The sequence below is a fragment of the Bordetella sp. MIP270_01_BMS genome, from assembly GCF_054958705.1.
On record NZ_CM143297.1, the window covers coordinates 1,547,071 to 1,572,669 of the forward strand.

At 64.6% G+C, this 25,599-nt stretch carries 26 protein-coding genes; 15 read left to right on the forward strand and 11 right to left on the reverse strand.

From position 1 onward, the window contains the following. Positions 1–58: 58 nt before the first annotated feature. Positions 59–1,213 (reverse strand): acetylornithine deacetylase, encoded by a 1,155-nt coding sequence (gene argE / locus ACV17W_RS07135; protein WP_462595730.1) that lies wholly within the window; start codon positions 1,211–1,213, stop codon positions 59–61. Positions 1,214–1,360: 147 nt separating this feature from the next. Further along, complete coding sequence (locus ACV17W_RS07140) at positions 1,361–3,589, reverse strand: RelA/SpoT family protein (RefSeq protein WP_462595731.1); 2,229 nt, start codon at positions 3,587–3,589, stop codon at positions 1,361–1,363. Between the two features lie 104 nt (positions 3,590–3,693). On the opposite strand from ACV17W_RS07140, the gene ACV17W_RS07145 reads away from it, so the two are divergent. Both ACV17W_RS07145 and ACV17W_RS07150 read left to right on the forward strand, forming a co-directional pair. Next, positions 3,694–4,551: a M90 family metallopeptidase gene (locus ACV17W_RS07145; protein ID WP_462595732.1), complete on the forward strand. Its 858-nt coding sequence runs from the start codon at positions 3,694–3,696 to the stop codon at positions 4,549–4,551. Continuing rightward, positions 4,548–5,060, forward strand: a complete 513-nt coding sequence (locus tag ACV17W_RS07150) for a flavodoxin family protein (protein ID WP_462595733.1) — start codon at positions 4,548–4,550, stop codon at positions 5,058–5,060. The genes ACV17W_RS07145 and ACV17W_RS07150 overlap by 4 nt, the downstream gene beginning before the upstream one ends. A 2-nt stretch (positions 5,061–5,062) precedes the next feature. Here ACV17W_RS07150 and ACV17W_RS07155 read toward each other — a convergent pair whose 3' ends face one another. Continuing rightward, entirely contained in the window at positions 5,063–5,215 is a 153-nt protein-coding gene (locus ACV17W_RS07155) for a DUF3309 domain-containing protein (protein WP_012248655.1), read from the reverse strand. A gap of 270 nt (positions 5,216–5,485) precedes the next feature. Here ACV17W_RS07155 and ACV17W_RS07160 point away from each other — a divergent pair, with 270 nt between their 5' ends. Then, positions 5,486–6,193 (forward strand): class I SAM-dependent methyltransferase, encoded by a 708-nt coding sequence (locus tag ACV17W_RS07160; protein WP_462595734.1) that lies wholly within the window; start codon positions 5,486–5,488, stop codon positions 6,191–6,193. 52 nt (positions 6,194–6,245) lie between these two features. On the opposite strand, the gene ACV17W_RS07165 is transcribed toward ACV17W_RS07160, so the two are convergent. Both ACV17W_RS07165 and pncB read right to left on the reverse strand, forming a co-directional pair. After that, positions 6,246–6,599 carry a RidA family protein gene (locus ACV17W_RS07165; protein ID WP_462595735.1) on the reverse strand — a complete coding sequence of 118 codons (354 nt, stop codon included), beginning with the start codon at positions 6,597–6,599 and terminating at the stop codon, positions 6,246–6,248. A gap of 52 nt (positions 6,600–6,651) precedes the next feature. After that, entirely contained in the window at positions 6,652–7,827 is a 1,176-nt protein-coding gene (pncB, locus tag ACV17W_RS07170) for a nicotinate phosphoribosyltransferase (protein WP_462595736.1), read from the reverse strand. Between the two features lie 165 nt (positions 7,828–7,992). On the opposite strand from pncB, the gene fdxA reads away from it, so the two are divergent. From fdxA to ACV17W_RS07220, 10 genes are all read left to right on the forward strand, one after another. Beyond that, positions 7,993–8,316, forward strand: a complete 324-nt coding sequence (gene fdxA, locus ACV17W_RS07175; RefSeq protein WP_462595737.1) for a ferredoxin FdxA — start codon at positions 7,993–7,995, stop codon at positions 8,314–8,316. A gap of 34 nt (positions 8,317–8,350) precedes the next feature. Continuing rightward, positions 8,351–9,148: a ferredoxin--NADP reductase gene (locus ACV17W_RS07180; RefSeq protein ID WP_462595738.1), complete on the forward strand. Its 798-nt coding sequence runs from the start codon at positions 8,351–8,353 to the stop codon at positions 9,146–9,148. A 138-nt stretch (positions 9,149–9,286) separates the two neighbouring features. Continuing rightward, positions 9,287–10,501, forward strand: a complete 1,215-nt coding sequence (locus ACV17W_RS07185; protein WP_462595739.1) for a polyhydroxyalkanoate depolymerase — start codon at positions 9,287–9,289, stop codon at positions 10,499–10,501. 46 nt (positions 10,502–10,547) lie between these two features. Then, positions 10,548–11,186 (forward strand): electron transport complex subunit RsxB, encoded by a 639-nt coding sequence (rsxB, locus tag ACV17W_RS07190; RefSeq protein ID WP_462595740.1) that lies wholly within the window; start codon positions 10,548–10,550, stop codon positions 11,184–11,186. Beyond that, the gene (nth, locus tag ACV17W_RS07195) at positions 11,183–11,821 is read left to right on the forward strand and encodes an endonuclease III (RefSeq protein WP_462595741.1); all 639 of its coding nucleotides are present in this window, start codon (positions 11,183–11,185) and stop codon (positions 11,819–11,821) included. Before rsxB ends, nth begins: the two co-directional genes overlap by 4 nt. A 145-nt stretch (positions 11,822–11,966) precedes the next feature. After that, positions 11,967–12,740 (forward strand): ABC transporter ATP-binding protein, encoded by a 774-nt coding sequence (locus ACV17W_RS07200; RefSeq protein WP_462595742.1) that lies wholly within the window; start codon positions 11,967–11,969, stop codon positions 12,738–12,740. Further along, positions 12,737–13,450 carry an ABC transporter ATP-binding protein gene (locus ACV17W_RS07205; RefSeq protein WP_462595743.1) on the forward strand — a complete coding sequence of 238 codons (714 nt, stop codon included), beginning with the start codon at positions 12,737–12,739 and terminating at the stop codon, positions 13,448–13,450. The genes ACV17W_RS07200 and ACV17W_RS07205 overlap by 4 nt, the downstream gene beginning before the upstream one ends. 57 nt (positions 13,451–13,507) lie before the next feature. Further along, the gene (locus ACV17W_RS07210) at positions 13,508–14,722 is read left to right on the forward strand and encodes an ABC transporter substrate-binding protein (RefSeq protein WP_462595744.1); all 1,215 of its coding nucleotides are present in this window, start codon (positions 13,508–13,510) and stop codon (positions 14,720–14,722) included. A gap of 92 nt (positions 14,723–14,814) precedes the next feature. Further along, positions 14,815–15,702 (forward strand): branched-chain amino acid ABC transporter permease, encoded by an 888-nt coding sequence (locus ACV17W_RS07215; protein ID WP_462595745.1) that lies wholly within the window; start codon positions 14,815–14,817, stop codon positions 15,700–15,702. Continuing rightward, positions 15,699–16,694, forward strand: a complete 996-nt coding sequence (locus tag ACV17W_RS07220; RefSeq protein WP_462595746.1) for a branched-chain amino acid ABC transporter permease — start codon at positions 15,699–15,701, stop codon at positions 16,692–16,694. The genes ACV17W_RS07215 and ACV17W_RS07220 overlap by 4 nt, the downstream gene beginning before the upstream one ends. Here ACV17W_RS07220 and ACV17W_RS07225 read toward each other — a convergent pair. Continuing rightward, on the reverse strand, positions 16,691–17,719 hold the full coding sequence (locus tag ACV17W_RS07225) for an FUSC family protein (protein ID WP_462595747.1): 1,029 nt from the start codon (positions 17,717–17,719) through the stop codon (positions 16,691–16,693). The two genes, ACV17W_RS07220 and ACV17W_RS07225, sit on opposite strands and share 4 nt — an antisense overlap. Before the next feature lie 215 nt (positions 17,720–17,934). Between ACV17W_RS07225 and ACV17W_RS07230 the strand changes: the two genes are divergently transcribed. After that, positions 17,935–18,948, forward strand: a complete 1,014-nt coding sequence (locus tag ACV17W_RS07230; protein ID WP_462595748.1) for an ABC transporter substrate-binding protein — start codon at positions 17,935–17,937, stop codon at positions 18,946–18,948. 66 nt (positions 18,949–19,014) lie between these two features. Continuing rightward, positions 19,015–19,857, forward strand: coding sequence for a branched-chain amino acid aminotransferase (locus ACV17W_RS07235; protein ID WP_462595749.1), 843 nt, complete (start codon positions 19,015–19,017; stop codon positions 19,855–19,857). A gap of 45 nt (positions 19,858–19,902) precedes the next feature. Here ACV17W_RS07235 and ACV17W_RS07240 read toward each other — a convergent pair whose 3' ends face one another. The 5 genes from ACV17W_RS07240 to ACV17W_RS07260 form a co-directional block, all read right to left on the reverse strand. Then, on the reverse strand, positions 19,903–20,649 hold the full coding sequence (locus ACV17W_RS07240; RefSeq protein WP_462595750.1) for an ABC transporter ATP-binding protein: 747 nt from the start codon (positions 20,647–20,649) through the stop codon (positions 19,903–19,905). Beyond that, complete coding sequence (locus ACV17W_RS07245) at positions 20,646–22,481, reverse strand: branched-chain amino acid ABC transporter ATP-binding protein/permease (protein WP_462595751.1); 1,836 nt, start codon at positions 22,479–22,481, stop codon at positions 20,646–20,648. The genes ACV17W_RS07240 and ACV17W_RS07245 overlap by 4 nt, the downstream gene beginning before the upstream one ends. 5 nt (positions 22,482–22,486) lie before the next feature. Continuing rightward, positions 22,487–23,524 carry a branched-chain amino acid ABC transporter permease gene (locus ACV17W_RS07250; RefSeq protein ID WP_462595752.1) on the reverse strand — a complete coding sequence of 346 codons (1,038 nt, stop codon included), beginning with the start codon at positions 23,522–23,524 and terminating at the stop codon, positions 22,487–22,489. Between the two features lie 134 nt (positions 23,525–23,658). Further along, positions 23,659–24,825, reverse strand: coding sequence for an ABC transporter substrate-binding protein (locus tag ACV17W_RS07255; RefSeq protein ID WP_462595753.1), 1,167 nt, complete (start codon positions 24,823–24,825; stop codon positions 23,659–23,661). A 204-nt stretch (positions 24,826–25,029) separates the two neighbouring features. Continuing rightward, entirely contained in the window at positions 25,030–25,590 is a 561-nt protein-coding gene (locus tag ACV17W_RS07260) for a biotin transporter BioY (protein WP_462595754.1), read from the reverse strand. Between the last annotated feature and the right edge of the window lie 9 nt (positions 25,591–25,599).

Sequence of the window (25,599 nt, forward strand, 5' to 3'; positions counted from 1 at the left end):
GCAACCGACCATTTTACCCGAGCATGAAGCCACACCCCCGGGCCGGGGTGAAATGATGCTATGCCAGCGACGCCCCCAGGCGGCGCAGGAACTTTTCGCAGGCTTCCAGTTGGTCGAGCGCGACGTATTCGTCGGGTTTGTGCGCCTGTTCGATGTGGCCGGGGCCGCATACGACGGTGGGCACTCCCAGATTCTGGAACAGTCCTGCCTCGGTACCGTAGGCCACCTTGCGCGTGGCGCGGTCGTGGGTCAGCGCCCGGACAAGCTCGGTGATGGCAGCCTCTTCCGAGGCCTCGAGGCCGGGCGCCATGGCGCCTGCCTTGATATCGATGCGTGCCCCGTCGAACTCGGCGCGCATGGCCGGCAGCAGGGTTTCCTGCACATAGCGTTCGACTTCCGCCTGTATGTTTTCGGGCGGCATGCCGGGCAGATTGCGGAATTCATATGAAAACTCGCAACGCTCGGGTATGGTGTTGACCGCGATCCCGCCCTGGATGAGGTTGGTGGTCAGGGTGGAATAAGGAACGTCGAAGAACTCGTCGTATGGTCCGTTTGCCTTGAAGGCATCCGCCAGCTCGCGGATGCGGCAGATCAGGCGCGCGGCATACTCGATCGCGTTGCAGCCACGCGGGGTCAGCGACGAATGCGCCGCCCTGCCCTGCACACAGCAACTGAACAGGTTGATCCCCTTGTGCGCCACCACCACCTGCATGCCCGTGGGCTCGCCCACGACGCAACCGTCGGGCCGGATGCCCCGCTCGCGCATTTCGGCCAGCATGACGGGCGCACCCACGCAGCCTATTTCTTCGTCATAGGAAAAGGCCAGGTGTATGGGCTTCTTGCGCGGCATCGCCAGGAACTCGGGCACCAGCGCCAGTGAAGTGGCAATGAAACCCTTCATGTCGCAGGCCCCGCGGCCGTACAGCCGCCCATCGGACTCAGTGAGTGTGAAGGGGTCGGTCGACCAGGCTTGGCCGTCTACGGGTACGACATCGGTATGACCCGACAACACGATGCCGCCTTGCTCACCGCCGTCGCTGGCGGGCAGCGTGGCAAACAGATTGGCCTTGCTGCCGTCCGAATTGCAGGCCAGCCAGGCTGGCACGCCCTGGGATCTGAGGCTGTCGCGCACGGTCTCGATCAGCCCCAGGTTGGAGTTTCGGCTGGTGGTATCCATGCCGATCAGGGTTTGCAGCCAGCTACGCGTATCCATGTGATGAATCCCGACGGGGTAAAAGACCGAGTGTAGGCGAGAACCCGGCGCCTTCCTACCAGCGGTCGGCACACCCCCGCCCGCGTCAGCGTGCGACGGCCGCACACCGTAGCCGGACCGGCGTGCCCCGCGGCGCCCCCGCCCCGCTCAATGACGGCCCGCCGTGGTCACGCCCGGCACCTCGGACAGCGCCGCCAATGCCTTGCTCAGTGAATCGCCCCCGCGCACCTCTACGGTGAAGATCATGTGCGCCAGCGACTGCCGGCTTTGCGTGTTGACGCCCACGACGTTCAGGCGCTGGCGCGCGAATACCTCGGAAAGGTCGCGCAGCAGGCCGGAACGATCATGGGCGCGCACGCTGATATCCACCGGATAGAACGTTTCGGACGTCTCGCCCCAGGCCACGTCGATGACGCGCTCCGGTTCGCGCGCGGCCAGCGCCTGATAGCTGCGGCAGCCGGTTCGATGAATGGATACGCCGCGGCCACGTGTGACGAAGCCGGCAATCGCATCGGGCGGGGCCGGCCGGCAGCAGCGTGCCAATTGGGTCAGCAGCGAGTCGACGCCCACCACCAGCACCCCGCTCTTGCCGCTTCGGGCAGCACTGTCGACGCTGTGCGCATTGGCCAGGTCGGCGGCCTCGGGCTCGGGTTCCGGGGCCGGCTGCTGGAATGCGGCGTCGATCTGGCGCAGGCTGAATTCGTCTTTGGCCGCCGCCACGTACAGGTCGTCGGCGCGGGCGAACCCCAGGTTCTGCGCCAGCTGCTCAAGGTTGACGGCCGTCTTGCCCAGGCGCTGCAACTCTTTTTCGACGAGCGCCTGCCCGGCGGTGATGCGTTGCTGCAGCTCGATGGCGTTGAACCACATGCGGACCTTGGCACGCGCCCGCGGACTGGCCAGAAAGCCCAGTTGCGGGTTGAGCCAGTCTCGCGACGGACCGCCCGATTTGGCAGCGATGATCTCGACCGTCTGGCCGGTAGCAAGATGGGTCTGCAGGGGGACCATCTGCCCGTCGACGCGCGCGCCGCGGCAGCGGTGCCCGAGGTCGGTATGCAGGTGATAGGCGAAATCGACCGGCGTGGCGCCCGCAGGCAGTTCAATGACGCGGGCCTGCGGCGTCAGCACGTAAATCCGCTCGTCACGAGGCGCGCGGGCGGGAGCGACTTTAGCCCCGCCGCCCGCCTCCATGTCGGTATTCCAGGCCAGCAACTGGCGCATCCAGGACAGCTGGCGGTCGTATTCGCTGGATGCGGCCACCTGCCCGCCCTTGCTGCCGGCTTCTTTGTAGCGCCAGTGCGCGGCCATGCCGTACTCAGCGAACTGGTGCATGCCGCGCGTGCGGATCTGGATCTCGAATGGCCTGCCGTCGGAATCGGCCACGACGGTGTGCAACGAGCGGTAGCCGTTGGGCTTGGGCCGGGATATGTAGTCGTCGAACTCCTCGCCCAGCGGGGACCACATATCGTGCACCAGGCCCAGCGCGGTATAGCAGGCCCGCACATCGTCGACGATGATGCGCAAGGCGCGCAGGTCGTAGAGCTGCGAGAACTCGAGCCCCTTGAGGCGCATCTTGTTCCAGATGCTGTAGATATGCTTGGGACGCCCGCTCACGTCTGCCGCGATGCCCGCCCGGGCCAGCGCGGACTGCACCCGTTCGATGGCGTCGGCGATGAAGGCCTCGCGCTCCACTCGCTTTTCCTCGAGCAGGCGCGCGATCTGCTTATAACGGTCGGGCTCGAGAAAGCGGAATGCCAGGTCTTCCATTTCCCATTTGATCTGCCAGATACCCAGCCGGTTGGCCAAAGGCGCATACAGATCCAGGGTTTCCTGGGCAAAGGCGCGCGAGCAGGGCGACTTGGATTCGGCATGCCACCGCAGCGTCTGCAGGCGCGAAGCCAGGCGCATCAGCACAATGCGCAGGTCGGCCGCCATCGCAAGCAGCATCTTGCGCTGCATTTCCTTCTGGTCGACGCTGTCGGCCTCGCTGTCGCTCGCCTGGCGAGCCACCATGCCCAGGCGCAGCAGGGCGCGAGCGCCCTGCACCAGCCGGCCGACTTCGGCGCCGAACTCCACGGCGATAGGATCGCTGCGCAACGGCGGTGCAGGCTGGGATAGATCGACGGGCAGTGCGGCGAGCAAAGCCGCCACCCGTGTGGCGACATCCGTCTGCAGGCCGGCAAGGATGCGCACCGCACCGGCGGCATGGCAGGCCATGGCCTCGCCAGTCGGCGTACGCTGGCCTGCGAACTGCGGCGTGGCCCAGGCCACCGCCCGATCGATCTGCTGAGGGGCATCCGCGTCGAGCCCGGCGCCTGCCAGCTCGCGCCAGGAGTCGTCGAACGGCGACAACGCATCGGTATCTGTAGTTACGGACATCGCGCACGAGCCTGGCCGGCAAAAAGCAAGATTTTCCTACACTCTACACTAAGCGCAAGTGCCGCGAAGCTCACGCGGCGGGCATGAACAAGGAACCGAGAGTTATGTTGCGATGGCTGAGGGGCCGGGGCGCTGCCGCTTCGGCGGTGGCGCAGGTGCAGGCGCGCATCGCCCCCGAACTGTGGGGCCGCGTATTGCACGCCCACCCTTTTCTGGAGGTGCTCGACGCGGCCGAGCGGGATCAGCTGCTGGCGCGCGCGGCATGGCTGCTGGCCAGCAAGAACCTCAACGGGGCTCGCGGCCTGCAACCCGACGATTTCATGCGACTGTCGATCGCGGCCCAGGCGGCGCTGCCTATCCTGAACCTTTCGCCGGATTTGTATGAGGGCTGGGACGAGATCATCGTGTACCCGGAGGGCTTCTCGATTCCTCGTGTGCACCAGGATGACCTGGGCATCGTTCACGAATACGAAGAGGCCGCCGCCGGAGAAGCCTGGGAAGGCGGGCCAGTGATCCTTTCCTGGGCGGACACGCTGCCGCGTGCGGGCGCATTCAATGTGGTGATTCACGAGTTCGCTCACAAACTGGACCTAGCATCGGGCCACGCCGACGGCATGCCCGGACTGGGCGCGCATCCGGATCTGCAGCCGCGCGCGTGGCGGCGGGTGCTGGAAGATTCGCTGGATCGCTACACCGCCGCGCTGGAGGCGGTCGAAGCGGCCATTCCGAGCCACATAGACCCGGAAAGCCCCGACGCCGACCCCTGGTACAGCCAACTGCCGCTCGACCCATACGCGGCCACCGACGAAGCCGAATTTTTTGCTGTCAGCTCGGAACATTTTTTTGTCGACCCGGAACCCCTCGCGGCAAGCCTGCCGGAATGGTTTGGTCTATTGCAGGCGTATTACCGCCAGAACCCGCTTGCCCGCCGTGCGCGCCCTGACGCGACCGAGTTGCCATGAAACGCCTGCTCATCGTCTGGCATTCGCGCACGGGCGCCGCGCGGCAGATGAGCGCCGCCATGGCCGGCGGCGCGCGCGCCACGGCGCAGGCGCTAGAACTGCCCGGTCGGCTGCAAGTGGAATTGCGGGCGGCCGGCACGGTGCAGCCGGCCGATCTGCTACGGGCCGACGGCTACCTGTTTTGTGCCCCCGAGAACCTGGCCAGTCTCACCGGCGAGATGAAAGAATTCTTCGACCGCTGCTACTACGGCGCGCTGGATCACATAGAGGGGCGCCCTTACGCGCTGGCCATCAGCGCGGGCACCGACGGCACCGGGGCGGCCCGCCAGGCGGAACGCATCTGCACGGGGTGGAGGCTGCGCCCGGCAGCCCCGCCGCTCATCGAACGCAATGGCGCCCAGACGCCTGCCGACATCGAGGCACCGAAGCTGCTAGGCAGTGAAGCAGAGCAGCGTTGCGCCGAATTGGGCGGCCTTCTGGCCGCCACCCTGCTCGCGGGCGAAGACTGACGCTATAGCCTGCCGGTCAGCAGCATGACGATCAGCACAATCACCACGATGCCCAGCAAACCGCTTGGGTAGTATCCCCAGCCCCGGCTGTACGGCCAGCTTGGAAAAGCCCCGATTAGCAGCAGAATCAAGATGATCAGCAGGATAGTACCCATGGCGTGCTCCTTGTGATTGTGGTTGCGGCCCAGCGGCCGCGCTATCCCTCTGCAAGTGGCGTGCCTGCCTGCGCTGTACACCATTTATCGCGCAGAGCCCCGCGCGATTGACAGCCGTCGCGCCGTTATGTATCTTTTGAGGATACTTGAAATCCTGTGCCGCCGCTGGGCCGCGACTCGCAGAGGCTGCGCCACTCTGTGGGTTATGCCGCCGCCATGCCCCGATCACCCAGGCACCACCCTCATTGCTCTTCAGACCTGTCCAATCCCATGTCCAGGCCCGCCCTGCCCTTTTCCGACGCCAGCCGGGTGATCCACTACGCGGACGAGACCGCGCGCAAAGTGCCGGGTCTGGCCGATCTGCATCGAATGACCGGACTATTGCTGGGCGAGCACGCCCCGAGGAACGCGCAGGTACTGGTGCTGGGGGCGGGAGGCGGCATGGAACTCCACGCGCTGGCCGTCATGCAGCCCGAGTGGCGGTTCACCGGGGTAGATCCATCAGCGGCTATGCTGGCGCTGGCAAGGCGTGCGCTGGAACCCTGCGCCGACCGGGTCGAACTGGTGGAAGGGATCATCGACGCCGCGCCCCTGCGCTTGCACGATGGAGCCGTCTGCCTGCTGACGCTGCATTTCCTGGAACCCGCCGAACGAAAGCGCACTCTGCAGGAACTCCACCGAAGGCTCAGGCCCGGCGCTCGCCTGGTGATGGCTCATCACAGCGCACCTGGAGGAAGCCCGCTGCCATGGCTGGCGCGCTCGGCATTGTTCGCCGATCGTGAGGGGAACGACAGGGTGCGGGCGCAGGGCTCGGCCGCCGGCATGGCGGCGCGCCTGCACTTGTTGCCGGTCGCCGAAGAAGAGGCCTTGTTGCGCGACGCCGGCTTTACCGACGTCGCGCTGTTTTACGCCGCGTTCTCGTTTCGGGGCTGGGTCGCGTCGGCGGGCCAGCCGCCGCGCGAGTCACCGCGACAGTGACGGTGCCGCTTCAGAACAGCAGCGCCATATTGAAGCCGTCGCCCGGTGATGCTCAGTTGACGGCGGCCGTGACAACGATTTCGACCTTGTAGTCAGGATTGGCCAGTCGCGCTTCCACGGTGGCACGCGGTGGCGCATTGCCCGCCGAGACCCATTCGTCCCATGCCTGGTTCATGGCGTCGAACTCTTTCATGTTGGCAACGAAAATCTGCGCCATCAGGATCTTGGACTTGTCGGTACCCGCTTCAGCCAGAAGGCGATCGATCGTGGCCAGCACCTGGCGGGTCTGCGCGGCCATGTCCAGCGTGGCGTCGTCGGGCACCTGGCCGGCCAGGTAGGCCACGCCGTTGTACACGGCCATGTCGGACAGCCGCTTTTCCACGTTGACGCGTTGAATACTGCTCATCAGTAAATCCCCTGAATAGAGATGGTTGGTAGAAATCGAGCCGCCCGGCCCTTCAGGCGGGCGGCAGCTGGAAGACTTGCCGCAGGTAGGCCAGATACGCGGGGTCGTCGCACATGGTTTTCTCGGGGGCGTCAGAGACCTTGGCCACGGGCTGCCCATTGCAACGAACCATTTTCATGACGATCTGCAGCGGCTCATGCCCCAGATCGTTGGTCAGGTTGGTGCCGATGCCGAACGATACCTTGCAGCGGCCGGCGAACTGCCGCGCCAGCTCGATGGCCCGCGGAAAGGTCAGCGAATCGGAAAACACGAGCGTCTTGGCTCGAGGATCCACCCGGTTGTTCCGATAGTGCTCGAGCAGCCGCTCGCCCCATACGAACGGATCGCCCGAATCGTGCCGGGCGCCGTCGAAGAGCTTGCAGAAATACATGTCGAAATCGCGCAGGAACGCATCCATGCCGTAGACGTCGGATAGTGCGATGCCGAGATCGCCGCGGTATTCCTTGGCCCAGACCTCCAGCGCGAACACCTGCGAGTCGCGCAGGCGGGGGCCCAGCGCCTGGCAGGCCTGCAGATACTCGTGGCCCATGGTGCCAAGCGGCAGCACGTTGTGCTGCATGGCGAGCAGCACATTGCTCGTGCCCGCGAAATGCTCGCCCATCTGCGCCTTCATGGTGGACACGATTTCCTGGTGCCACGCCTTGGAAAACCGCCGCCGCGTGCCATATTCGGCCACGCGGAAATCGGCCAGCGCGGGGTCGTCCAGCACCAGATGCATCTTGGACTGGAGCCGCTGCCGGCCTTCTTCCCAGTCGGGATGGCGACGCGTGTTGCGGAAATAGACTTCGTTCACGATGGCCAGCACCGGGATTTCGAACAGTATGGTGTGCAGCCAGGGGCCCTGGACGGTAATGGAGATCTCGCCGGGCAATTCGCCTTCGCCGATATGGATGCACCGTTCGGGCATGTGGAACAGGCGCAGGAAATCCACGAAGTCGCTTTTGATAAAGCGCAAGTTACCCAGGTACTGCAGTTCTTCGTCAGTGAAGCGCAACTGGCACAATGCGTGCACTTCGGACCGGATCTCATCGAGATAGGGCTGAAGGTTCACACCTGGGGTGCGGCACTTGTATCGGTATTCGACCTGGGCGGCCGGAAAATGATGCAATACCACTTGCATCATGCTGAACTTGTACAGGTCGGTGTCGAGCAGCGATGTAATTATCATAGTGGCGCGATGCGGGCGCGGTTCATTTCGTCACACCATAGCATAAGCACGAGTCGAATCCTGGGCCTGCCCCCACTACCGCGCCCAGGGTTATGGTCGCCCCACCCACCCGCATTGGGTAAAATCCTGCAAAGGTTAAAAAGCTGTCGCTTGCCGGAGTCCTGAATGACCCACGTCGTTACCGAAAACTGTATCAAATGCAAGTACACCGATTGTGTCGACGTGTGCCCCGTAGACTGTTTCCGTGAGGGCCCGAACTTTCTGGTCATCGACCCTGACGAATGCATCGATTGCGCCGTCTGCATACCAGAATGCCCGGCCAACGCCATCTACGCCGAAGAAGACGTGCCTGCCGACCAGGTCCAGTTCATCGCCCTGAACGCTGAACTGACGCCTGAATTCGCGCCGATCAGCCGGGCCAAGAAGCCCATGCCCGATGCCGACGAATGGAACGGCGTGCAAGACAAACTGAAACACCTCGAGCGATAGCGGGCCGGCCCGCCGTGCCCTTCCCGCCACCCTGATGACCGATACCAAGTACACACGCCAGACAGTCACCCATTTCCAGACCTGGGTCCCGGGCAAGTTGTTCTCGGTACGCGTCACGCGCGATCCCGCCTTTGAATTCAAGGCGGGGCAGTTCGCGCGCGTGGGCCTGCCGGAAACCGACGCCCCCGATGCGCCACCTACCGTGTGGCGCGCATATTCGATGGTATCCGCCCCCCACGAGGAAGGCCTCGAGTTCTACTCCATCGTGGTTCCCGAGGGCTTGTTCAGCCCGCGCATGGCAAGGCTGCAGCCAGGCGACGCTCTGTATATCGAAAAAAACCCGTACGGCTTCCTGACCATCGATCGCTTCGCGCCTGGGGGCGACCTTTGGCTGCTGGCCACGGGCACGGGCCTGTCGGCCTACCTGTCCATGCTGCGCGACCCTGCCACATGGCAGGCATACCAGCGCATCTTCCTGGTGCACGGGGTGCGCACGGCCAGCGAACTGGCTTACCGCGACGAAATCCTGCAGTGGCGTGAACGACCCGGCTTCGGGCCGGATTCCGATCATGACCCGGGCCAGCTGGTCTACCTGCCCGTGGCCACTCGCACCGCCCTGCCGGGCACCCCGCAGGCACGCCTGACCACCCTGATCGCCGACGGGCGGCTCGAACAGATGGCGGGCGCCGCGCTCGACCCGCAGCACTCGAAAGTCATGCTCTGCGGCAACCCCGCCATGCTGGCCGACGCGCGCAAGCTCCTCGCCGAGCGCGGTTTCGCGCCGGGCCGGCGCGGAATTCCGGGCAATCTTGCGGTTGAAAACTACTGGTAGGCCCCCGCGCCGGGCGTGCGGCGGTCGTTTTTTCACAACAGACATGAGCCGATTGGTACCGGATTCCTAGACAGTTTGGATATATCCTTACACGCGTCCGTAATAATCCGACCGTCGTCCGCCTGGAACCTGCCAAATATGCTGTATCACCTGCACGAACTGCAGCGCGCCTTCCTGACGCCCTTCGCGGCTTTCACGGACGCCAGCTCGCAGCTGTTCTCCAGCCCCTTCAGCCCGCTGGCCTACACGCCGCTGTCGCGCCAACTGGCGGCCAGCTGTGAACTCATGCATCGGCTGGGCAAGGAATACCAGAAACCCGCCTGGAACCTGCCGTCCACCCGGATCGGCGGTGGCACGGTGGCGGTCACCGAGACGGTAGCGCTCGAGAAGCCATTCTGCCGCCTGCTTCATTTCCGGCGCGCGGCGCGGCGTTCCGACCCCCGCGTGCTGCTCGTGGCCCCGCTCTCGGGCCACCATGCCACGTTGCTGCGGGACACCGTCCGTGCCCTGCTGCCCGCCCACGAGGTATACGTCACCGACTGGCTCGATGCACGCATGGTGCCGGTAGCGCAGGGGCCATTCCATCTGGATGACTACGTGCGGTACGTCCAGGACTTCATCCGCCACCTGGGGCCCGACGTCCATGTCGTGTCCGTATGCCAGCCGACGGTCCCGGTGCTGGCGGCCATTTCCCTGATGGCCTCGCAGAACGACCCGCTGCAACCGCGCAGCATGGTGATGATGGGCGGCCCTATCGATCCGCGCCAATCGCCCACGCAAGTGAACCGCCTGGCCACCACCAAGCCGCACTCGTGGTTCGAGCGGCAACTGATCGACACCGTGCCCGCGCGCTACCCCGGCGCGGGCCGGCGGGTCTATCCGGGCTTCCTGCAGCACGCGGGGTTCATGGCCATGAACCCCGACCGACACCTGCAGTCGCATTACGATTTCTACCTGAACCTGCTGCGCGGCGATGACAGCGACGCGGCCGCTCATCGTCGCTTCTACGATGAGTACAACGCCGTCCTCGACATGCCGGCCGAGTTCTATCTGGACACCATCCGGGTGGTCTTCCAGGAATTCCAATTGCCAAACGGCACCTGGAAGGTCGACGGCCGGCCGGTGCGGCCGGCCGACATCAAGCAGGTCGGGCTGCTGACCATCGAGGGTGAACTCGACGATATATCCGGGCAGGGTCAGACCCGCGCGGCCATCGATTTGTGCAGCGGGATACCGGCCGCGCGTAAATCTCACTACACTGCGCCGGGCTGCGGCCACTACGGCATTTTCTCGGGCCGCCGCTGGCGCGAGATGATCTGTCCTAAAATCGCGGCATTCATCCGCCAGAACTAGTGCTGGCGCAGGCGGGCCGTCCCGGCCCGTTTTTGTTTCATCCGCCATGTCCCGTCTTTCCCTTGCCGACCGCATCGACGCACTGCTGCCCCAGACCCAGTGCACCAAATGCGGATACGACGGCTGCCGCCCTTACGCGCAGGCCATCGCCGACGACGCCGCACCTATCAACCGCTGTCCGCCCGGCGGCGACGCAGGCATCGCCGCGCTTGCGCAGCTGCTGGGCACCGCCCGGCTGCCTCTGGATACCTCGCGGGGAACGCCGGCGCCGCTGACGCTGGCGCGCATCGACGAAGCGCATTGCATCGGCTGCACCCTGTGCATCCGCGCCTGCCCCGTCGACGCCATCGTGGGCGCCAATAAACGCATGCATACCGTGCTGGCCGACTGGTGCACGGGCTGCGACCTGTGCGTGGCGCCCTGTCCGGTCGACTGTATCGAGATGGTGCCGGCGCAACGCGACTGGACACCCGCCGACGCGCAGATCAGCCGCCAGCGCCACCAGGCCCGCCAGGCGCGCGTGGCGCGCGAAACCGCCGCCAATGCGCGCCTGATGGCAGCGCCGGCGGAAACCGAAGACGAACCCCGCCCGGCTGTCGCCCAGCCGAATGATGAACGCAAACGCGCGGCGATCGAAGCCGCCCTGGCGCGCGCCCGCGCGCGCCGCACTGCTCCCTCTACATGAACGCCGCCAAACGACGCGCCATTTTTGCCCGCCTGCAGGCGGCCAACCCGAACCCGACCACCGAACTGGAATACGAAACGCCCTTTCAGCTGCTGATTGCAGTACTGCTGTCGGCGCAGGCCACTGATCGGTCGGTCAACCTCGCAACGCGCAAGTTTTTTCCTCGGTACGGCACGCCCGAAGCCATGTTGGAGCTGGGTGTGGAAGGGCTGGCCGAATACATCAAGACCATCGGGCTGTATCGCACCAAAGCGAAGAACGCCATCGCGACCTGCGAGCTGCTGATTGAACGCCACGGCGGCCAAGTGCCGCAAACGCGCGAAGCGCTTGAAGCGCTGCCCGGCGTGGGCCGCAAAACGGCGAACGTGGTGCTCAATACTGCGTTCGGCCAACCGGCGATGGCGGTCGACACGCATATCTTCCGCGTCTCGAATCGCACCGGCATCGCCCCCGGCAAAAACGTGCTCGAGGTGGAAGCCAAGCTCGTGAAATTCGTGCCGCCCGAATATCTTCAGGATGCGCATCACTGGCTGATACTGCACGGCCGTTATATCTGCGTGGCGCGCAAGCCGAAATGCCCGCAGTGCGGCATCTCGGATCTTTGCGAATTCAAGGCAAAAACCCTGCCGCAGTAAGGGATCCTGCCGCGCAATGTCGGCTGGCCGACAATCTGTGAGATCGAATCGCATTACCTATGAAAAACCCTCATGGAATTTTGGGGGATAGGTGCGCATACTCGCCGGCAACTCTACAAAAAAATACAAGGCTGGCGCCGCGAACATGGATGACGTTATCCTGGAGACAAAAGGCCTGACGAAAGAATTTCGCGGCTTCGTAGCCGTCAATGGTGTAGACCTGCGCGTCAAGCGCGGACAGATCCACGCACTCATCGGGCCCAACGGCGCGGGCAAGACAACCTGCTTCAATCTGCTGACCAAATTCCTGGCGCCCACGTCGGGCCGCATACTCTTCAATGGCCACGACATCACGGGTGAACGCCCTGCGCAGATTGCCCGGCGCGGCATCATTCGTTCTTTCCAGATTTCCGCCGTGTTTCCGCACCTTACCGTGCTAGAAAACGTGCGCATCGGCCTGCAGCGCAAAACCGGCCAATCATTCCATTTCTGGCGCAGCGAGAAGGGCCTGGACCGGCTCAATCCGCAGGCGCGCGAGCTGCTCGACCAAGTCGATCTCGGCGCCTTCGCCGACGAGATCACCATCAATCTTCCCTACGGGCGCAAGCGTGCGCTCGAGATTGCCACCACCCTTGCCATGGAACCCGAGCTGATGCTGCTCGACGAGCCGACGCAGGGCATGGGCCACGAAGATGTCGACCGCGTCACGCAACTGATCAAGCGCGTGGGCGCTGGCCGCACCATTCTGATGGTGGAACACAATATGAACGTCGTGTCTTCCATCGCCGACACCATTACCGTGCTGGCGCGCGGCGCGGTGCTGGCCGAAGGAACTTATGCCGAAGTGTCGCACCATCCTGCCGTGATGCAGGCGTATATGGGCACGACCGAGGGGGAACTTCAAGGAGCACATGCATGAGCACCCCCGCACTGGAAATTTCCGGCCTGCAGGCCTGGTACGGCGAATCCCACATTCTGCACGGCGTGGACATGTCGGTTGCGCAGGGGGAAGTGGTGACACTGCTCGGGCGCAACGGCGCGGGCCGTACCACGACCTTGCGCGCGGTGCTCGGCCTGACGGGCGCGCGCAAGGGCTCGGTACGGATTCATGGCACGGAAGCCATCGGATTGCCCACCTACAAGATTGCGCATCTGGGCGTGGGTTACTGCCCCGAAGAACGCGGAATCTTCGCCAGCCTGTCGTGCGAAGAGAATCTGCTGCTGCCCCCGCCGGTGGGCGGGGCGCTGGGCGGCGGCATGTCGCTGGCCGAGATCTACGACATGTTTCCCAACCTGCACGAGCGCCGCAATTCGCCCGGCACGCGCCTGTCGGGCGGCGAGCAGCAGATGCTGGCCGTGGCACGCATTCTGCGCACCGGCGCCAACCTGCTGCTGCTCGACGAAATTTCCGAAGGCCTGGCGCCGGTCATCGTGCAGGCGCTGGCTCGCATGATCACGGCACTGAAACAACGCGGCTACACCATTGTCATGGTCGAACAGAACTTCCGGTTCGCCGCCCCTTTGTCTGACCGCTTCTACGTCATGGAACACGGCCAGATCGTCGAGCAATTCGAAGCCGGCGAACTTCAAGAGAAACAGGAGACGCTCAACGAATTGCTGGGCGTCTAGGAATCCTGTCATCCGCCGCGCCCGCGGCCCCCCAAAAGAGAAGCAAGGAGTCATCCCATGAAGCTGCATCACATCACTGCCGCACTGGCCCTGGCCGGCCTGGGATTTGCAGGGCTACCCGCCCACGCGCAAGGCATCTCCGGCGACGTCATCCGCATCGGTTTCATCACAGACATGTCCGGCGTCTATTCCGATATCGACGGGCCAGCCGGGGTCGAGGCCATCCGCATGGCCATCGCCGACGCCGGCGGCAACATCGACGGCAAGAAAATCGAGCTCGTCACGGCCGATCACCAGAACAAGGCCGACATTGCTTCCAGCCGCGCGCGCCAATGGTTCGACCAGGAAGGCCTGGATGTACTGATCGGGGGCACGAACTCATCGGCCAACCTGGCCATGGCTGCCGTTGCGGCCGAAAAGAAAAAACCCTATATCGCCATTGGCCCGGGCGCCTCGGACCTGACCAATGCGCAATGCACGCCCTACACCGTGCACTACGCCTACGATACCGTGGCGCTGGCGCGTGGCACGGGCTCGGCCGTCGTGAAAAATGGCGGCAAGAGCTGGTTCTTCCTGACCGCCGACTACGCCTTCGGCCATGCGCTCGAACGCGACACCATCGCCGTGATCAAGGCCAATGGCGGCGAGGTCAAAGGCGCGGTGCGCGCGCCGCTGGCCACCGCCGACTTCTCGTCATTCCTGCTGCAGGCGCAAGCCTCGGGCGCGCAGATCCTCGGTCTGGCGAATGCGGGCGGCGACACAATCAACTCGATCAAGGCAGCCAACGAGTTCGGGGTGACCCAGACCATGAAGATGGCCGGCTTGCTCGTGTTCATCAACGATGTGCATTCGCTGGGTCTCAACACCACGCAAGGCATGTATCTGACCACGGGTTGGTATTGGGACAGCTCGGATGAGTCGCGTGCCTGGGCCAAGCGTTTCGAAGAAAAGGTCGGACGCAAACCCTCGATGCTGCAGGCGGGCGACTATTCCTCCGTGTCGTTCTACCTGAAAGGCGTGAAAGAAACCGGCACCGACGACGCCGACACGCTCATGAAGTGGATGAAGTCGACGAAGATAAACGACTTCTTCGCCACGAACGGCTACGTGCGCGAAGACGGCCGCATGGTTCACGACATGTATCTGATGCAGGTGAAGACGCCGGAAGAATCCAAGGGGCCGTGGGACTATTACAAGGTCGTGGCCACTTTGCCGGGCGACGAGGTCTACACCAAGCCTTCCGAGTCGACCTGCAACGTCTTCAAGAAGTAATCCGCTGATGCCGCACATGGCGCCCGGGCCCATCCGGACGGGCGCCATTGCGCAATGCACGCCTCTACCCGAATGCGCAGGATTCATTCCACATGACTGACCTCTTCGGCATACCCATACAGGCCTTGCTCGGGCAACTGCTGCTCGGCTTGGTCAACGGGTCGTTCTACGCCATGCTGTCGCTTGGTTTGGCGGTTATCTTCGGGCTGCTGAACGTCATCAATTTCGCCCATGGATCGCTCTATATGCTGGGCGCGTTCGTCGCCTGGATGGGGCTTTCGTATCTGGGCCTGAACTACTGGGTGATGCTGCTCCTGGCGCCCGTGATCGTGGGCCTGTTCGGCATTGTGATCGAGAAGCTGCTGCTCAAGCATCTGTACAAGCTGGACCACCTGTACGGCCTGCTGCTCACCTTTGGCCTGACCCTGCTGATCGAAGGCCTGTTCCGCAGTGTTTATGGCGTCTCGGGCCAACCCTATCCGACGCCGGACGCCCTGCGTGGCGCCACCAACCTCGGCTTCATGATCCTGCCCAACTATCGCGCCTGGGTCGTGGTGGCATCGATCACGGTATGCCTGGTCACCTGGTTCATCATTGAACGCACCCGACTGGGCGCCCTGCTGCGTGCCGGCACCGAGAACCCCCGGCTGGTTGAAGCGTTCGGCGTGAACGTACCGCGCATGGTGACCCTTACCTACGGATTCGGGGTCGCCCTCGCGGGCTTTGCCGGCGTGCTCGCCGCACCGGTGCTGCAGATCTCGCCGCTGATGGGTTCGAACCTGATTATCGTGGTGTTCGCGGTGGTGGTCATAGGCGGCATGGGTTCCATACTCGGTGCCATCGTCACAGGCCTGGGGCTGGGGGTGATCGAAGGCCTGACCAAGGTTTTCTGGCCCGAAGCGTCCAGCACCGTGGTGTTCATCATCATGGCCATCGTCCTGTTGCTACGCCCCGCCGGGCTGTTCGGGAAAGAAAAATGAATCGCCAATTGCTCATCTACGCGGCGGCGGGCATCGTCGTGGCCATACTGCCGTTCGTGGGCGTGTATCCCATCTTCGCGATGAAGGTGATGTGTTATGCATTGTTCGCCTGCGCCTTCAACCTGCTGCTGGGCTACACCGGCCTGCTCTCGTTCGGTCACGCGGCGTTCCTGGGCAGCGCCGCGTATGCCACCGGGCATGCCCTCAAGGTGTGGGGCTTTCCCACCGAACTCGGGCTGTTGTTCGGCACCGGCGTGGCGGCTTTGCTGGGCCTGGTGATGGGGCTGCTGGCGATCCGCCGCAGCGGCATTTACTTTGCCATGATCACGCTCGCACTGGCGCAGATGGTGTTCTTCTTTTTCCTGCAGGCGCACTTCACTGGCGGCGAAGATGGCCTGCAACGCGTGCCGCGCGGCACCCTGCTCGGCTTCATCGACCTCAGCAACGACCTGAACCTGTACTACCTGGTGATGGGCATCTTCGCGATCGGCTATTTCATCGTCTGGCGGACCGTGCATTCGCCATTCGGCCAGGTCCTGCAGGCGCTGCGCGAGAACGAGCCGCGCACCCTGTCGCTGGGCTACGAGGTCGACCGCTTCAAGCTGCTGGCCTTCGTACTCTCGGCCGCCATCGCCGGACTGGCTGGCGCGACCAAGACTCTGGTATTTGTGTCGGCCACCCTGTCCGACGCGACATGGCAGATGTCGGGGCTGGTGATCCTGATGACGCTGATCGGCGGCATGGGTACGCTGGTGGGCCCCATCCTGGGCGCATTCATCGTGGTGCTGCTGGAAAACAAGGTGGGAGACTTCGGCCGGTTCATGGCCGATCTCACCGGCGTCGGCTGGTTCCTGCGGCTCGGCGAGTCGGTCACCATCGTCATCGGGCTGATTTTCATCATCTGCGTGCTGGCGTTCCGTCGCGGCATCGTGGGCGAATGGCAGGCGTACCGCGCGCGACGGCTCGCCAGGCCGCAATCGACGACGGCCTAGCGCGGGCGCCGCTTGGCCCCGCGGCGGCGGGCCAGGTGGCGGCGGTCGCGCAGCGACGAAAACACCAGGGCCAGCACAATGCCCAGCGCGGCGCCGACAATTGTGTCCAGCACCCGCTCCACCGGCATGTTGGCATGCTGCACCGGTGAAGCCAGGTGTGTCATCAGCAGCGCCATGGGCGTCACGGTGATCTGGCCCAGCGCGTAGTTGTAGCCGATGATCACTTCAGTGATGAACTGGAAAATCACGATGGCCGCCACCACCGCCCAGAACCCGGGTTGCTGCGCCAGAATCGCCCACACGATGCAGGCGCCCACCACCGTGCCGGCCATTCTTTGCAGCGCCCGATTCATGGTGATGTGCAGATGGCTCCCCTGCATGACGGCAGCCGCGCCGATGGCCGCCCAGGCCGGGTAGTGCCAGCCGGCCGCGTAGGCGACGAACGCGGCCGCGCCGCAACCCACACTGATGCGCCCCGCGACCGCCAGCTGCAGTGTCAGTGGATCTGCCGGGGGTGCCGCGAGCGCCGGCACCGGCCCGGGACGCAAGCGATCGGTCAGTGCGCATATGGCCCATGCCAGGGCAGCGCCCCAAGCCGTGCCCAGGGTACGCGCCGCCACGTCACCCAAGGTATCCACCGGCGCCATCACGGCGCCAATCGCAAATACGAAGATGACCGCGCCCGGTCCACCCAGGTTCCACACCGACACGGCCAGCGTGGCGGCTCCGGCCAACATCGCCAGCACCAGGATCATCATGGCCGGCGTGGCGCCGGCCAGCGACGCCAGGCTGGGCAGCAAGACGCCAGCGGTCAGCGCCGCACCGCAGATCAGCACGATGCGGCGGCGCTGGTCGAGCGTGGAGTATCGTCCAAACAAGGCCGCGAGCGCGCCCAGAGCCGGAAACCCCACCAGGTGCGGCCAAGGCGACAGGTGGGCGCTGGTAAGCGCCAGCAACACCGCCAGGGCGGCCTGCATGCCCGCAATCACCGCCGTGCGCACCGAAGGCGGTGCGGTAAGCGCCATGCTTTCGCGCAATTGGCCGGCACGCAGCAGGTGCCGAACCGACGCGCGGCGCGACACGGCGGACCTGGCGGCACGCTGACGGCGCCGACGCACACGCGCGGCCGTGTCAGGAGATAAACTTTCGCGCCGCATTGCAAGGGATCCGTGATTTTGTCTTTATGATACTGGAAGGCCTTCGGGGCCCCCGTTCACACAGACGTTACGGAGATCCGTCGATGCGCATGTTGCAAGCCCTCTCGAGATTCTTGCCGGCCCTGGCCGCCGCCGCCCTGCTGCTGTGCGCCACGCCCGCGCGCTCGGCCGCCGCTGTCCAGTGCGAAGTCGATGCGCCGGTGCGCTTCAGCGGCCTGAACTGGGAATCCAACCTAGTGCTGGCCGGCATCGAGCATTTCATTGTCGAGCACGGCTACGGCTGCAGCACGGCGGTGGAAATCGGCGAAACCCTGGCCATGCTGGCGGCGCTGCAGCGCGGCGACGTCGAGGTGACGCCCGAGGTATGGCCGGGGCAAATCGAAGTGGCGTGGGACAAGGCCTTGAAGTCAGGCAAAGTGCTGGCAGCCGGCCACGTGTTCGACGCGGGCGAAGGCTGGTATATCCCCCGCTATACGGCCGAACGGCATCCCGACCTCAAGAATGCCGCCGACCTGGCCAACTATGTGAAGACCTTCACCGACCCCGAAGACCCGGCTCGCGGCCGCATCTACGGCTGCCCGGCAGGCTGGGCATGCGGCACGCTGAACGCCAACCTGCTGAAGGCCCTGAATCTGGAAGACCAATACAACATGTTCGCGCCAGGCTCCGGCGCGGCGCAGAAAGCGGCCATCGTGTCGGCGTACAAGCGCAAGCGCGACATCGTGTTCTATTACTGGACGCCCACCGCACTGGTCGGATCGCTCGATCTGGTCAAACTGGAATTGCCTGCATTCGATCAGGCTGCCTATACGTGCATGACCGATCCGCAGTGCGCCAACCCCGTGCCCACCGAATTCAAGCGCAATAAAGTGGTCACCGGGCTGAACGCCGACTTCGCGCGCAAGGCGCCGCAGTTGCACGCGTTCTTCGAGAAAGTCAGCGTGCCGGATGCCGCCATCGACGACACCCTGGGGTGGCTCGAAAACCAGGGCGCCGAACCGGACGATGCCGCCCTTTATTTCCTGCGCACGTACCCCGAGGTGTGGAAAAAGTGGGTGCCCGCCGAGGTGGCCGGCCGGGTCGAGGCACGGCTCTAGCAGCCGGGTGTATGCTGTGCGGGCCGCGCGCAAGGCGGCACCCGTACAGACTCAAGGAAATCCGACATGGATGCGCTCTACTGGCACGATGGCCAATGGACCACTGACAACCCCAAGCTGCTGGGCCCGGCCGATCATGCATTCTGGATGGCCAGCATGGTGTTCGACGGGGCTCGCGCCTTCGACGGCCTGACTCCCGATCTGGATCTGCACTGCCAGCGCGTAGTGCGATCGGCCCAAAAAATGCTGATGCAGCCGCAGTTGAGCTGGGAAGAGGTGCAAGTCCTCTGCCTGCAGGCCGTGGCCCGCTTTCCGGCTGGCGAGGCCCTGTATATCAAGCCCATGTTTTTTTGCGCCGACGGATTCCTGCTGCCCGATGCAACCCGGACCCAGTTCGTATTGCATGTGTTCAAGAGCGCCATGCCTGGCGAGCAGGGTTTCTCGGCCTGCTTCTCGCGCTACGCGCGCGCCTGGTCGAATATGGCGCCCACCGATGCCAAGGCGTCGTGCCTGTATCCGAACAGCCAGCGCGCCATCCGCGAAGCAATGGATCAGGGATACGACAGCGCCATCATGCTCGACGGCGACGGCAATGTGGCCGAGTTCGCCACCGCGAATCTATGGATTGCCAAAGACGGTGTGGTGCACACGCCAGCCGACAATGGCACGTTCCTGAATGGCATTACCCGCCAGCGGGTGCTTGCCCTGCTGCGTGCCGATGGCGTGGACGTCCAGGAACGCCCATTGACGCGCGCTGACATCGAAACGGCCGATGAGGTGTTTTCCACCGGCAATTACGGCAAGGTGGTGCACGTGAACCGTGTCGAAGCGCGCGAGCTGCCCTACGGGCCGGCGGCGCGGCGGGCGCACCGGCTGTACATGGACTATGCGCGCGCCGGCGTAAGGTAAGCCCCATCGCAAAACGCGGCCGGCACGGCGCCAGCCGGGCCCGCGCTACGCGCCCTTGCCCAGCCCCAGATAACTCTCTATGACGCGCGGGTTGCCGGCCAGTTCGCGCGCCGGGCCGTGCAGGATGACTTCGCCTGTCTCGAGCACATAGCCATAGTCGGCCACCTGCAGCGCGGCGCGCGCGTTCTGTTCAACCAGCAGAATCGCCACGCCCGTCTCGCGCAAGCGCGCGATGATATGGAAGATCTCGCGCACAATACGCGGGGCCAGGCCCAGGCTCGGTTCGTCCAGCATCAGCAGGCGCGGCTTGGCCATCAGGGCGCGGCCCACTGCCAGCATCTGCCGTTCGCCGCCGGACAGCGTGCCGGCCTCTTGCCGGCGCCGCTCGCGCAGGCGCGGAAACAGATCAAACACTTCTTCCAGCGTAGACTGCCAGCCGCTCTCGCGCGCCCGATAGCGGCGAAAGCCGCCCAGCAGCAGGTTGTCTTCCACGGACATGCTGCCGAAGAGTTCGCGGCGTTCCGGAACCAGCGACATGCCCGCGGCGACGCGGCGCTCGACCGTCCAGCCCGACACGTCGGCACCCGCGAAATGTACAACGCCGGACGTATGGCCGGTGGAAGGCAAAGCGCCCATCATGGAATTGAGCATGGTGGACTTGCCCGCACCGTTGGCACCGATCACCGTCACGATGCTGCCCGGGGCCACACTTAGTGTGGCTTCGTTGAGCGCCCCCACTTTGCCGTAGCGGGTGCAGAGTCCACGCACGTCGAGAATGGCGTCCTGGTTCATTGCGCGCTCCCGGAGGTCGGCACCGTCGGCGTGGCTTCGGGCAGATCGTCATCGATGCCACCCAGGTAAGCCTCGAGCACGGCGGGATTCTGTTGTACCTCGGCAGGCACGCCTTCGGCCAGTTTGGTGCCGAAGTCCATCACTACCAGGTGATTGGTAAGGCGCATCACGAAATCCATGTCGTGTTCCACCAGCAAAATACTCATGCCCTCGGCACGCAGTTGCTGCAACACCTGTCCGAGTTCCTGCTTTTCCTTGTAGCGCAGCCCTGCAGCCGGTTCGTCCAGCAGCAGCAGCACGGGGTCGCTGGCCAATGCGCGCGCGATTTCGAGAATGCGTTGCTGCCCCAGCGCCAGGTTGCCCGCCTGCTCATACAGGTAATCGCCCAGCCCCACACGCTGCAACTGGGTCGCGGCTTCGTGCAGCAGGCGCGCCTCATTGCCGCGCTCAACATGCAAAGCGCCGGCCATCACGCCCACGTCGGCCCGCATGTGCGCGCCCAGGGCCACGTTTTCCAGCACCGACATGCCGGGCAGCAGCTGCACGTGCTGGAACGTGCGGCCCACGCCACGACGGGCGATCTCGCGTGCCGTCTGGCCGTCGATGCGTTGGCCGAGGAATCGTACCTGGCCGCGCGTCGCGGGCAGCACGCCGCTGATCAGGTTGAAGGTGGTGCTCTTGCCCGCGCCGTTCGGCCCGATCAGGCCCACGATCTCACCAGCCCGCACTTTGAAAGAAATGTCGTTGACGGCGACCAGACCGCCGAACTCCTTGCGGACATTGTCCACTTCGAGCACGAGCTCGCCGGCCGCTGGCCTCTCGCGCTGCGGCAACACCTCAGCGGCAGGCGGCGGAGCAAGATTGCGCCGCGAGCCGGCAGTGCCGGTCAGGCGTGCCCAGGTCGCCGAGAAGATCGGCCACAGGCCGCTGGCCGCGTATTGCAGCATCAGGATCATCAGCACGCCGAAGACGATGAGCTCGAAGTTGGCGTCCGTATTCAGGAAACGCGGCAGCAGGTTCTGCAGCTGGTCTTTCAGGCCCAGTATCACTGCCGAACCCACCACGGCGCCCCACACATGGCCCGCGCCGCCCACCACGGCCATGAACAGGTATTCGATACCGTAGTTCAGGCCGAACGGGCTGGGGCTGACGGCGCGCTGCATGTGCGCGTAGATCCAACCCGAAAGGCACGCCAGCAGCGCAGCCCAGACGAAGATCACGACCTTGTAGGCGGCGGTGTTGACCCCCATCGACTCGGCCATGCCCGCCCCGCTCTTGAGCGCGCGGATGGCGCGCCCGGGGCGCGAATCCAGCAGGTTGCTGGTGGCCCACAGCGCCAGCAGCAGGCATATCCAGATCAGATAGTAAATGTTGCGTCCGCTGGCCAGCGAGTAGCCGAACACGCTGATGGGCTCGAGGCCGGCGATGCCGTCGTGCTTGCCCAGCCAGTCAAGGTTGCCGAACAGGTAGTACAACGACAGGCCCCACGCAATCGTGCCCAACGGAAGGTAATGGCCGGACAGGCGCAATGTGAGGATGCCCAGCAGATAGGCTACGACCGCGGTCAGCAGCAGGCCTACCGGCAGGGCAAGCCAAGGCGAGAATCCATATTGGCTGGTCAGCACCGCGGTGGTGTAGGCCCCCACGCCCACGAAGGCGGCCTGGCCGAATGAAGTCAGGCCCCCCACCCCCGTCAGCAACACCAGTCCCAGCGCCACCATGGCGGCCAGGCCGATGTAGTTGAGCTGAGTGATCCAGAATTCCGGAGTCGCCGGCAAGAGCGGCAGAGCGGCCAGCAGTACGACGAATGCAATAAGCAGAATGCGGTTCATGGCGCCTATTCCTCGTCGTCCGCATGGTGGCTGCCGAACGACCGCCAGATCAGGACCGGGATGATCAGCGTAAACACAATGACTTCCTTATAGGCGCTGGCCCAGAACGATGAGTAGGCTTCCAGTACGCCGACCAGCAGCGCGCCCAGTGCCGCCACCGGATAGCTCGCCAGTCCGCCGATAATGGCGCCGACGAAGCCTTTCAATCCGATGAGGAACCCGGTGTCGTAGTAGACGGTGGTGATCGGCGCGATCAGCATGCCTGACATGGCGCCGATGGCGACGGCCAGGGTGAAGGTCAGGCTCCCCGACATCGTCGTGCTGATGCCGACCAGCCGTGCCCCGCGGCGGTTGACCGCCGTGGCCCGCAAAGCCCGCCCATACAGGGTCTTGCCGAAAAATATCCAGAGCGCAACGATGAGCAGTGCGCAGGTGCCCACAACGAACAGGCTCTGCGCCGACCAGGTGGCCGGGCCCAGGTTGACCTGGCCAGTGACGAAGGCCGGCGTGCGCCAGCCCTCGGCGCCGAAGAACACCAGCGCCAGCCCCATCAGGGCGAAGTGCACGGCCACCGAGACGATCAGCAACACCAGCACCGAAGCCTCGGCCAGAGGCTGATACACGATGCGATACACCATGGGCCCCATCGGGATGATGAGGGCCAGGGTCAGCAGCATGTTCAGCCAGAGCGAATTGGCGTCGCCCACGTACGCTGCCGTCAGCCAGAGCAGCGCAAGCGGCAAGGCCACGCAGCTGAGCAGCACTTTGGGCAAAGCTGCCCAGGCCCCGGTGCGCACCGCCCGCAGCACCTCCATCAACAGCACAATTCCGCCCAGCAGAGGAAGCAGGTAGGCCGTGCCCGGCATGCGCCCATTGACCAGCATAGCCAGGGTCAGCGCGCCGAAGGCCACGAACTCTCCCTGCGGGATGAAAATGACCCGGGTGACTGTAAATACCAGCACCAGGGCCATGCCCAGCAACGCATAGATGGCGCCATTGACGATGCCGTCCTGCAACAGGATGAGCGCTATCGTGAAATCCATCGAACCACTACCTCAAGGGGAGCCTGGGCATCGCCGGTGTGCGTGGCCGGCAATCCTTCGAATGCGACACACCGGCCTTGCGGCCGGTGCGTGAAGATGCCGGCGGGTGTGAGCTGCCGCGCCGGCGGCATGAATTACAGATCGGGCTGGTAGACCCACTTGCCCTTTTCCACCTTGACCATGACGCGCGAACGATCGTCCAGGCCCGCGTGGTCGGTGGGGCTCATGTTGAATACACCTTGGGAAGCGGCCAGGTCCTTGACGCCTTCGATGGCGTCGCGCATGGCGGCGCGGAATTCGGGCGTACCGGGCTTGGCGCCGGTCTTGAGCGCCACGGGCACGGCGGTGACGATCAACTGGCCGGCGTCCCACATATGGCCGCCGAACGTGTTGGTCGAACCTTCGCCGTGCTTGCCCTCATAGGCCTTCGTGTAAGTCAGGGCCGACTGCTTGACCGGATTGCTGTCCGGCAGCTGGTCGGCCACCAGCAGCGGGCCGGCCGGCAGGAGCATGCCCTCGCAGTCTTTACCGCAGACGCGCAGCACGTCATTGTTGGCGGCGCCATGGGTCTGGTAGATCGTGCCCTGGTAGTTGCGCGCGCGCAGTTCTTTCTGCGGCAAGGCAGACGGCGTGCCGGCCCCGGCGATCAGCACGGCATCGGGTTTGGCCCCCACCAGCTTGAGCACCTGCCCGGTCACGCTGGTGTCCGTGCGGCCGTATTTTTCCACGGCGGTAATCTCGATGCCCTTGCCCTTGATCGCATCGCGCATGACGGCCAGCCAGCTGTCGCCATACGCGTCGGCAAAGCCGATGAAGCCCAGCGTCTTGACCTTTGCCTTCACCATTGCATCGGCCAGGGCGCTGGCCATCAGGGCGTCGTTCTGCGGCGTCTTGAATACCCAGCGGCGCTTGTCGTCAACCGGCTCCACGATCTTGGCGCTGGCGGCGACGCTGATCATGGGCACCTTTGCCTCGGCCGCGACGTCGACCATGGCCAGAGAGCCCGGCGTGATCGAAGTGCCCACCAGGACATCGACCTTGTCGTCGGAAACCAGCTTGCGCGAGTTCTTGACGGCCTGGGTCGTGTCGGTGGCGTCGTCGAGCACGATCCATTCGATTTTCTGGCCGGCCACTTCAGTGGGCAGCAGTGCAACGGTATTGCGCTCGGGGATGCCCAGCGAGGCGGCGGGTCCGGTGCTGGCGAGCGTCACACCGACCTTGACCTGTGCGCCGGCAATGAGCGGCAGGCTCAGGGCAACGGCGGCAGCGGCCGTTGACAAGCCGAAATGCTTGCGCGTCATGTTGTTGTCTCCTGTGGGGACTCTTGTTATGCCCCCATGCGGGGAGGTCGAGTCCGGTTGAACGTCATACAGAAAAACGAATATTAGGGCTTGAAGTGTATCAAATACCTTTTAAATTAAACCCCGTAACTACCCTAGTTTGTGTTGCAAAAATCAAACGCGTTCGACATTAACAAATGGTGCCGAACTTGATTGCGGGCGTCATTAAGGGGATTCCCGGAGCACCGGCCAAACTCTTTCGACACGCCATGCAACCCAGGCGGCCACGGCGGCTTTCAGCAGGTCGCCCGGCAGGAAGGCCGCCACCGCCCAGGCCGCTTTGCCGGGTGCCATCCCGGTCACCGCCGCCAGCCAGGGCACTCCCACGGCGTACACCGTCGCAATGCCGCCCACGATGCAGGCCGCCAGGTACCCGGCAACCACCACCGATGGACGAGAGGCGCGGGCAGCGCGGCGCGCCAGCCAGCCGGTCACGCAGGCGCCCGCCACCATGCCGATCAGAAATCCCCCTGTGGGACCAAGAAATACCCCCAGCCCGCCACGCCCTCCGGGAAGCACCGGCAGCCCGATGGCGGCCAGCAAGAGATACAAGAGGCAGGCCAGGCCGCCGCGCACGGGCCCCAGCATCGCGCCGGCGAGCATGGCGCCCAGTGTCTGCAGAGTGATCGGGACGGGCACTGCCGGCAGGGGGATCGGCGGCATCAGGCTCAGCACGACGATCAACGCGGCGAACAGGGCGACGAGCACGAGGTCTTGGGTTTTCATGGAAAGTTT

What these genes read in the sequence shown, in the direction of transcription:
- argE (WP_462595730.1), bottom strand. Translation starts at nt 1,213, where the DNA reads ATGGATACGCGTAGCTGGCTGCAAACCCTGATCGGCATGGATACCACC.
- ACV17W_RS07140 (WP_462595731.1), bottom strand. Translation starts at nt 3,589, where the DNA reads ATGTCCGTAACTACAGATACCGATGCGTTGTCGCCGTTCGACGACTCC.
- ACV17W_RS07145 (WP_462595732.1), top strand. Translation starts at nt 3,694, where the DNA reads ATGTTGCGATGGCTGAGGGGCCGGGGCGCTGCCGCTTCGGCGGTGGCG.
- ACV17W_RS07150 (WP_462595733.1), top strand. Translation starts at nt 4,548, where the DNA reads ATGAAACGCCTGCTCATCGTCTGGCATTCGCGCACGGGCGCCGCGCGG.
- ACV17W_RS07155 (WP_012248655.1), bottom strand. Translation starts at nt 5,215, where the DNA reads ATGGGTACTATCCTGCTGATCATCTTGATTCTGCTGCTAATCGGGGCT.
- ACV17W_RS07160 (WP_462595734.1), top strand. Translation starts at nt 5,486, where the DNA reads ATGTCCAGGCCCGCCCTGCCCTTTTCCGACGCCAGCCGGGTGATCCAC.
- ACV17W_RS07165 (WP_462595735.1), bottom strand. Translation starts at nt 6,599, where the DNA reads ATGAGCAGTATTCAACGCGTCAACGTGGAAAAGCGGCTGTCCGACATG.
- pncB (WP_462595736.1), bottom strand. Translation starts at nt 7,827, where the DNA reads ATGATAATTACATCGCTGCTCGACACCGACCTGTACAAGTTCAGCATG.
- fdxA (WP_462595737.1), top strand. Translation starts at nt 7,993, where the DNA reads ATGACCCACGTCGTTACCGAAAACTGTATCAAATGCAAGTACACCGAT.
- ACV17W_RS07180 (WP_462595738.1), top strand. Translation starts at nt 8,351, where the DNA reads ATGACCGATACCAAGTACACACGCCAGACAGTCACCCATTTCCAGACC.
- ACV17W_RS07185 (WP_462595739.1), top strand. Translation starts at nt 9,287, where the DNA reads ATGCTGTATCACCTGCACGAACTGCAGCGCGCCTTCCTGACGCCCTTC.
- rsxB (WP_462595740.1), top strand. Translation starts at nt 10,548, where the DNA reads ATGTCCCGTCTTTCCCTTGCCGACCGCATCGACGCACTGCTGCCCCAG.
- nth (WP_462595741.1), top strand. Translation starts at nt 11,183, where the DNA reads ATGAACGCCGCCAAACGACGCGCCATTTTTGCCCGCCTGCAGGCGGCC.
- ACV17W_RS07200 (WP_462595742.1), top strand. Translation starts at nt 11,967, where the DNA reads ATGGATGACGTTATCCTGGAGACAAAAGGCCTGACGAAAGAATTTCGC.
- ACV17W_RS07205 (WP_462595743.1), top strand. Translation starts at nt 12,737, where the DNA reads ATGAGCACCCCCGCACTGGAAATTTCCGGCCTGCAGGCCTGGTACGGC.
- ACV17W_RS07210 (WP_462595744.1), top strand. Translation starts at nt 13,508, where the DNA reads ATGAAGCTGCATCACATCACTGCCGCACTGGCCCTGGCCGGCCTGGGA.
- ACV17W_RS07215 (WP_462595745.1), top strand. Translation starts at nt 14,815, where the DNA reads ATGACTGACCTCTTCGGCATACCCATACAGGCCTTGCTCGGGCAACTG.
- ACV17W_RS07220 (WP_462595746.1), top strand. Translation starts at nt 15,699, where the DNA reads ATGAATCGCCAATTGCTCATCTACGCGGCGGCGGGCATCGTCGTGGCC.
- ACV17W_RS07225 (WP_462595747.1), bottom strand. Translation starts at nt 17,719, where the DNA reads ATGGCGCTTACCGCACCGCCTTCGGTGCGCACGGCGGTGATTGCGGGC.
- ACV17W_RS07230 (WP_462595748.1), top strand. Translation starts at nt 17,935, where the DNA reads ATGCGCATGTTGCAAGCCCTCTCGAGATTCTTGCCGGCCCTGGCCGCC.
- ACV17W_RS07235 (WP_462595749.1), top strand. Translation starts at nt 19,015, where the DNA reads ATGGATGCGCTCTACTGGCACGATGGCCAATGGACCACTGACAACCCC.
- ACV17W_RS07240 (WP_462595750.1), bottom strand. Translation starts at nt 20,649, where the DNA reads ATGAACCAGGACGCCATTCTCGACGTGCGTGGACTCTGCACCCGCTAC.
- ACV17W_RS07245 (WP_462595751.1), bottom strand. Translation starts at nt 22,481, where the DNA reads ATGAACCGCATTCTGCTTATTGCATTCGTCGTACTGCTGGCCGCTCTG.
- ACV17W_RS07250 (WP_462595752.1), bottom strand. Translation starts at nt 23,524, where the DNA reads ATGGATTTCACGATAGCGCTCATCCTGTTGCAGGACGGCATCGTCAAT.
- ACV17W_RS07255 (WP_462595753.1), bottom strand. Translation starts at nt 24,825, where the DNA reads ATGACGCGCAAGCATTTCGGCTTGTCAACGGCCGCTGCCGCCGTTGCC.
- ACV17W_RS07260 (WP_462595754.1), bottom strand. Translation starts at nt 25,590, where the DNA reads ATGAAAACCCAAGACCTCGTGCTCGTCGCCCTGTTCGCCGCGTTGATC.